At 32.2% G+C, this 7,012-nt stretch carries 9 protein-coding genes; 2 read left to right on the forward strand and 7 right to left on the reverse strand.

What is annotated here, in order from left to right; genetic code table 11:
* Positions 1–255 precede the first annotated feature (255 nt).
* From COD11_RS26025 to COD11_RS26050, 6 genes are all read right to left on the reverse strand, one after another.
* On the reverse strand, positions 256–828 hold the full coding sequence (locus COD11_RS26025) for a GNAT family N-acetyltransferase (protein WP_098799763.1): 573 nt from the start codon (positions 826–828) through the stop codon (positions 256–258).
* An 82-nt stretch (positions 829–910) separates the two neighbouring features.
* Positions 911–1,045 carry a hypothetical protein gene (locus COD11_RS27830; RefSeq protein ID WP_255301716.1) on the reverse strand — a complete coding sequence of 45 codons (135 nt, stop codon included), beginning with the start codon at positions 1,043–1,045 and terminating at the stop codon, positions 911–913.
* Between the two features lie 568 nt (positions 1,046–1,613).
* Positions 1,614–2,915, reverse strand: coding sequence for a DUF4179 domain-containing protein (locus tag COD11_RS26035; protein WP_176551258.1), 1,302 nt, complete (start codon positions 2,913–2,915; stop codon positions 1,614–1,616).
* Entirely contained in the window at positions 2,905–3,477 is a 573-nt protein-coding gene (locus tag COD11_RS26040) for a sigma-70 family RNA polymerase sigma factor (RefSeq protein WP_098799766.1), read from the reverse strand. Before COD11_RS26040 ends, COD11_RS26035 begins: the two co-directional genes overlap by 11 nt.
* A gap of 132 nt (positions 3,478–3,609) precedes the next feature.
* A complete protein-coding gene (locus tag COD11_RS26045; protein ID WP_098799767.1) occupies positions 3,610–3,819 on the reverse strand; it encodes a hypothetical protein in 210 nt (69 codons plus the stop codon).
* Positions 3,820–4,051: 232 nt separating this feature from the next.
* Positions 4,052–4,504 (reverse strand): NUDIX hydrolase, encoded by a 453-nt coding sequence (locus COD11_RS26050; protein ID WP_098799768.1) that lies wholly within the window; start codon positions 4,502–4,504, stop codon positions 4,052–4,054.
* Positions 4,505–4,815: 311 nt separating this feature from the next.
* On the opposite strand from COD11_RS26050, the gene COD11_RS26055 reads away from it, so the two are divergent.
* Together COD11_RS26055 and COD11_RS27205 are read left to right on the forward strand one after the other, a co-directional pair.
* Complete coding sequence (locus tag COD11_RS26055; RefSeq protein ID WP_231307587.1) at positions 4,816–5,880, forward strand: aromatic acid exporter family protein; 1,065 nt, start codon at positions 4,816–4,818, stop codon at positions 5,878–5,880.
* 68 nt (positions 5,881–5,948) lie between these two features.
* Entirely contained in the window at positions 5,949–6,104 is a 156-nt protein-coding gene (locus COD11_RS27205) for a hypothetical protein (protein ID WP_176551257.1), read from the forward strand.
* A gap of 113 nt (positions 6,105–6,217) precedes the next feature.
* On the opposite strand, the gene COD11_RS26060 is transcribed toward COD11_RS27205, so the two are convergent.
* Positions 6,218–7,000 carry a squalene/phytoene synthase family protein gene (locus tag COD11_RS26060; RefSeq protein ID WP_098799770.1) on the reverse strand — a complete coding sequence of 261 codons (783 nt, stop codon included), beginning with the start codon at positions 6,998–7,000 and terminating at the stop codon, positions 6,218–6,220.
* Between the last annotated feature and the right edge of the window lie 12 nt (positions 7,001–7,012).

Below are 7,012 nucleotides of genomic sequence, written 5' to 3' on the forward strand. Positions count from 1 at the left end.
TTGTTTAGTTTTCAAAGAACCATTTTCAACTGATAGATGATCAGCAATAGAAATTATTTTATCAAACAACTTCTCGTTTGTCAACTTCTGTGAATTTGATGTAAATGCAACATTCCGCAGAGACAAGATATATCTTATCATCTTATTTCGTAGAAGTCAACAACTTTTAAAATCTTTTTTATTATTTATTATTAGAACTTTGTCTCTTCTCTCTTAAAGGGACGAGGAATATCATAACACCTTCTTAAAGGTAAATCAATAGTTAGTTAGATAATCTTCTTTTAAAATGGAAAAAAGCTTAGTATCACGAAATTGTCCCTTGATGTATTCATTTTTTCTAAGAGTCCCTTCATACTTAAATCCTGCCTTCAACAGTACTTTTTCAGATCCAATATTATCTGTATCACACCCACCCTCAATTCGATTTAACTCAAGAGTCTCAAATCCATATTTAATGACTTCCTTAATTGCCTCAGATGCTAAACCCTGCCCCCAGTACTTTCTATTTAAAACATATCCTATTTCAGCTTTTTGATTGTCATTAGACCAATCAACAAAAGAACAAGTACCAATGACTTTATTACTTTCTTTGTGTACAAGCGCCCAATCTGCTGATTGACCCGTTTTGTAGCTATTCATCACAACACTTATAAAATTATTTAATGTCTCCTCTTTTGATTTATTTACTTCCCATGTCATATGATGGGCAACCTCTGGATCAGATGAAAACTCAAATATATCATCTAAGTCATTAAGGTTTATTTTTCTTAATAGTAGTCGATTCGTTTCAAATGATGGTAATGCTATTAATGAAGCTTCTATATTCATAACTCTTTCCTTTCATAATACAGGCTTATATCTATCATCAAATTATTCATTAAATATCCATGATCTATTTATAAGAAATTTCTCATGTACCAGATACACCATTTTGTTTCATTACTTGACCTCTTTGTTCAGCTTGCACATTCTCATCAGGTGTAGTCATTCCGGATTTCTTTTCAAAATAAATAGCGATTGCACCAAATACAATAAGTGGTAGCAAAACATATAACTAAATCATAAGAAATCAATAACCTCCATTAACTCATAGTCTTGTGCCCTTAGTAAAAAAAACTACTATGCTTGTGAGTACACCTCCAATTAATAAAATAAAGTTCATAACCATCAAACTTGCCACTCCATTTAGAGCCATAGTTTCACCAAAAACTGGGACTAATATAGGAAAACTTATAATAGAATACATGATTAATCCTATTCCTATTAATATCCTCTTCTTTCTTTTTTGTTTCGTTAAAGATAAACTCAGCACAATCATTATTAAAGATAATAGGATCAAAAAAAATACTAGCATATTTTCCCCCAGTCATATGATAAATGATACTAAGTTTTAAGTTAGATTTTTATACTATAGTAATTTTCCGCTCTTGTATTAGGTTTAAACTTTACAACAATCTCTCTTTATGATGTTTGAGTAATATATTTAGTTTACCATATATACCCTTTTACCATTAATTATTTGAATTGAAATTCTGATTACAATAAATTATTGAAAATCCCACATAAGAAAAGACAGCATAACGCTGCCTTTTTATCGTTGAGCTTGCAAGGTATTACTTAGGATCTGTTAACGGAATTTTCATATCTAATTCTTCAAATTCCTCAAAGCTTATCTTTTCCGTTACAATATATAGGTTTTCTGAGAAGTTAACATCAAATTTTGCGATATTTTCTTGATTTGGCTTATATTCAGGAAATGAAATAGGTTGAAAGTATTGTTCTTCCCCATCTTTTTCCAACTTTAAACTTAGCCAATTTCTTGCTTGCTTTAGATTTCCATCAATCGAATAATGTAACCAGACCTGCCCTTCTTTCTTTTTAATTTTTGATATAACTAGTTTATTAGTAGCATCTTGATTTAAAACAATCGGCAATGATTCATTAATTGATTTTTTTATTGAGATTGATTGGGACTCCTGTTTTGGAATATATGCTTTTAACACAAGATACTCAGGCAATTCTTTTGGAGCATGATACCATGTTGTTGTTGCATGTTTTCCAGTACCATATGAAACCCAATCTAAACTTATTCCACGGGAAGATATAGGTACAATTTCATTCCCCTTTGGATCAAGTATTTCGTATATGACAGATTTATTGTATAAAGGTGAGCTTCTATCAATTTTACCATTTTCACTTTCTTCATATCTAATTTTAATGGCGCTTTGAGAAGCAATCACTTCGTTAATTGATAATTGTAAATGATCTTTTTTGACAACACTTTTTGGCTCAAACCTTTTAATCTTTCCAGGAACTTGCTGTATAGGAATATTGAAATTCCATGTACCATTTTGCTCCTCAATCTTGTTTATATTAAAACCTAGCTCGAATTGTTCTGGAAATTCCTTGTACAATTCAATAGCGACAACGGCAGTATCTTTTTCATCACCTTCCTGGGGACTTAGAGTTAAATCCTTTCCTTTTTCACCATTAACCGTTAGTCGATAATTACCTGTAACTCTTTCAAGTTCCTCACCAGTGCTAGACTCTGCTTCATACTCTACTAATATTCGTGATCCATCATACATAACTTTTTGCAGAGTTACTTTAATGCCATTATTCTCAACTGTCTGATTTAGTTCTGTAAATAAATTTGTTTGATCAACAAATTCTATTTGTTCTTCACGACCTGTATTTTTACGTTCAGTTGGTGTTGAGCTCATGACAAGTAAAAAGATTAATGCAACTGATAATGATGAAGCAATGACAACTGGGGCGTTTATCCTTCTATTTTGTTTTATTGGCTGGTGTATGCTATTTAGCACTTTCTCTCTATCTTTCGAGGTGAATTCTAAGTCTTTTCTTACTTCCTCTTCTATAAGAATTTCCTTTAACTCAATTAATTTATTCGTCATAAAACATATCCTCCTCATTTAAGAGTGGTAGGAGTTTTTCTTTTGCCCTTCTTAACCTCGTTTTTACAGTATCTATTGGGACACCTAAAATATCAGCAGATTCCTTTAAACTTAGCTCCTGTACATAGTATAAATAAATGGAGTCTTTATATTTTGTTGGTAATTTATTTATACATTGCTGGATTTGTTTTTTCATATTTTTTCGTAAAACTATTTTTTCCGTACTATTTCTTTCTTCTATTTCTTCTCTAGGCTTCATCCCAATTGGAATCACTCTCCGAAAATATGAAGATCTTAAATAGTCTTTACATTGATTAATAGTAATCCGAAAAAGCCATGTTTTAATGGCAGACTGTCCTTTAAATGTATGTAATTTTTTATAGCATTTAATATATACATTTTGTACGATATCCTTAGCTGCCTCTGTATTGTTTGTGTAAGTATAAGCTAGTGTAGTGAGATCCGTTCCATACTGTACCATTAACTCAGTTAAGATTAGATCTAAATCGTCAGCACTAGCATACTTCAACTCCTTATTAAGCATTTCCCCATTAGATTTCACATCTCATAACCTCCTTTCCAACTATTAGACGTTTTAAAAAAGAAGAACAGGTTCATAATTTTAAATTTCTATGTTAGGCTCATATAAAATAAAAAATAGTGCTGATTCTATGTTAATCAGCACTACGTTTGTTTACCTCGATGGTTTTGGCGGTTGACATACTTCACATTTACGTTGGTTATTATTTTTAAATTTTGTAAATGTTTTTTCAAAATTGTTACCACATGAACATTTAAAAAGTAACTTTTGAGAAAAACCGTGATATTCGGTCGTTAACAGGTTACTATCAGAGTTCTTTTCAACAAATTCTTTAATTTTACCGATTGTCCAGCGTTTATTCATTACATACACCTCCATATTTTATCACTAGGCGGAGGCTTTTCTCCGTTCCATTATGAACAAGGTTATTATTCCCTTAAGTTTTTAATTATAGCATAACTGATCGATTGTACAGGATAAATAGAAAGTAGAAAACAAAGTTCATCAGTCATTGTGAAAACAAAAAGCTGGAATGCTGTCAATGAACGACTTTCCTCTCAAGTTTTCACAACGTTTGTCGTTCATAAGGATAACCCTAGATATATTTATCAAAAAGTTCAATTGAGTGTATGTTCTCACTTAATAAGTTTTGTACCATTTGATTAAATACACCCGCTTCCCGCAATTCTTCTTCTTTTAATTCAGATAGCTTATTAACTTTGAACCACTTTGCATCTACTATTTCATCCTCTTCAAGAGATAGAGCACCACCAGTAACCTCGGCAATAAAATGAAAAAGAAATACTTGATTGTTCGTACTGCTCATGAACTGATAAACACCCGTTGTACCTGTTAATTTTATCTCAAGCCCAGTTTCCTCCTTTACTTCCCTATGAGCTGCTTCAAGAATGTCTTCATTGTATTCAATACGTCCACTTGGAAAATTCCATTTATTATTTGCAGTAGGCTTGTTTTCTTTTATTAGTAACACATGCTCATTACAAAGAATTGATACACTAACCACTAATACAAATTTATTATGTAGCATTACGACCTCCTGCATCTATTTTTTTACAATCACTTGTCCAAAACTGTGTTAGCTGGTACTAAGAAATGTAAAAAGTCTCTCCATAATTGTTTCATTTACGTTAGAATTCAAAAAACAAATTAAGATCCTTCTTTCTTCTATAGAAATTGTTTTTATCCTTCTTTATTTAATAAACTCTTGATTAGTGGGCTAAATAAAAAGATAATCCTCTGTCTTTATCTTGATATCATTACAGTTTTATCTATAATGGGTAATGAAATAGTTTATATAAATTATCCTATTATCTATCGAGTATTGTTTACTTCGGGACAGTGAACCTGTCCCCCTGTCCCATTTTATTTCAGTTTGGAGGGTTTACCATTACGTTTGGTCCACGCATATTAAAAACAGGTTTAGCTGTTGCTTTATCGATATACATTTGTTCGTTGATGCATCTTGAACATGCTGTTTTTGCTGGAGTTGCGGCCATCTTAGCTATTCAGCCTTCTGTTTATCGTACTTGGAAGCAAATGGTTGATCAAATTTTGGCCAATACGATAGGAGCTACGATTTCCCTGTTTTTTATTTATTTCTTTGGAGAAAATCCAGTAATTATTGGCTTTGTTATTATCTTAGTTATCGCAATTAGTTTAAAGTTAAAGCTGCAAAGTACCATTTCCCTAACGCTAGTAACAGTCCTTGCTGTAATGAGTGCCGCTGGAAGTGAAGATCTATATTTTGCTTTAGAAAGATTTTATATTATTTTAATTGGGACATGCACAGCCATTTTAATTAACCTTCTTATTTTTCCACCAAAATATAAGAAGTCCTTTGTACAGCTTGTTGAAACAACATTTCAAAATATGTCATTGCTCATTAGAACTGCAATTTCCAATGAGTTAACAGAAACCTCATATCAGGAATATAGTAAGAATTTTAAAAAGGATATAAAAAAATTAGAAGAACTATTTCAATTGTTTGATGAAGAAAGAGTAAAGCTTGGAAGAAAATCAAATCAGCTGCAAGTAAGAGAACTTCTTGTTTTCAGGCAGTTATTTAAAACTTTGCAAGAAGGTGAACAGCTATTAGAAAATATCGAGGAACACTTTTTTCAAAGCAAAAAATCTGAAGAGGAAAGTCAGTTTTTTGATGAACAACTTGAGTACTTAATGAAGTATCATGAGTATTTACTATTAAAATATCAGGGGAAAATAAAGGAAAATCATTCGAGCTTTGAGCATGAAGCGTTAAAAGAAAGTTATGAACTTAAATTAAAATTATATATGCAAAATGCTGATCAAAATGTCCGCTTATTGATTGTCATATCTTCTATTATTGATTATTCCTTTCATTTAAGAAGATTAGATAAACTAATTAGTCAATTAAATACTCAGTAATCATGGATATACCACCTGTTTTTTTGTAAATAATAAGCAATGTTAAATAACACAGCAGGAGGCCTATGATGAAAAACCAACAAGCTAATAAGAACTCAGGTTCAGCAATGAGTCCTGGGTTTGCCGGCACTGATCCACAAAAGGTGAAACAAGAAATTCAAAAAGATGTAAGTCAAGGACAAGGTGCAATGACTTCCCGAGAAGCAGGAGCAATGAACGATTAATAAACGCCCTGACATGTCGGAAAGTTTCTTCGTTTGCAGAAGATAGATTAAGCTCAGAGTTTATATTCATGGCTCTGAGCTCTTTGAACTTATTTATCAGGCTCAATCGTTTCTTAATCAACTTGTACTTCCTGCACAATTTTTTCTACTTCAGCACGACTGATTTTTTCACGACCGTCTTTTAATGCCTTTAATGTTTTATGAGCAATTGCCAGCGGTAAACGACAGAATAATAAAATCGTTCTTTTATCAATACATTTGATATATTCATTTGCCTTTGCTAGGTTCTCGCTAGCATAAGAAAATAGCTCATTTTGATTCCAGCCATCAGGAACAAAGCTTACTCCACGTTCATCCATATCTTCATGCTGATTACGTAAAATATTAACAGCCTGTAACCCTCTTCCATAGCCAATTGCTAAATCACGGTCTGTTTCGATCCCGTCATGCCAATGCCATAAATCTGATAGCATAACCCCAACTAATCCAGCAACATAATAGGTATAGTCATCCAAATCTTCACGCGTTTTAATGTCCCAGCCTGCTTTTGACCATTTCGCCATTCCCATTGCCATTTCACTTGTTGCAGCTTGTACACGACTTTTTGCACCTGTAGGAGTTAATGATAGCCAATCTGCTAATCGTAATGTCACTTCAGGTAATACATCTTTATATGGCGAAACTACTTCATTATACTTTTGATTATTAAAATTTTCTTCAAGTAATAACTGACTTACTTCCATAAGCAAATCATGCTTTACATCATTTGAGAGTTCTTGGTGGTCTTCAATTTCATCTATAGCCCGCATTGCTAAGTAAGCTACTGCCACCGCATCTTTTAAATCCTTTTTCAAAAAAGTAATCGGTATATAAAATGTTCGACTTGTTGTGTTTATGGCATTATAAAA

Source organism: Bacillus sp. AFS040349, from assembly GCF_002577655.1.
Taxonomy (GTDB): Bacteria; Bacillota; Bacilli; order Bacillales; family Bacillaceae; genus Metabacillus.